At 61.9% G+C, this 231-nt stretch carries 1 pseudogene; it reads right to left on the bottom strand.

Annotated elements, in window-relative coordinates:
• Positions 1-231, bottom strand: a pseudogene (locus EOD29_RS35450) (hypothetical protein); the annotation flags it as partial.

The following is a 231-nucleotide window of genomic DNA, read 5'->3' as shown; positions in this document are numbered from 1 at the left end:
GCCTCGGTGCCCATTGTAATGATCTGCGTTCCCTGCCAGCGGCAGACCAGCAGTTGCGCGATATAGGGCCGCAAGGGCTCTTTGACCTGGGGCGGGTAGGCTTTGTTGCCGACCGGTTTGTAGGGCACGGTGTTGGTCAACAGCACACGATCCGTGGTCGAACTAAGACGCACGTCGCTTTTTGGCGGCTCCTGGCCGGTCAGCAGACGGTAGACCGCCTTGCGCACTCGC

The organism is Mesorhizobium sp. M1A.T.Ca.IN.004.03.1.1 (genome assembly GCF_003997555.1).
Lineage (GTDB): Bacteria > Pseudomonadota > Alphaproteobacteria > Rhizobiales > Rhizobiaceae > Mesorhizobium.
This window is presented reverse-complemented; position numbering and strand designations above follow the sequence as displayed.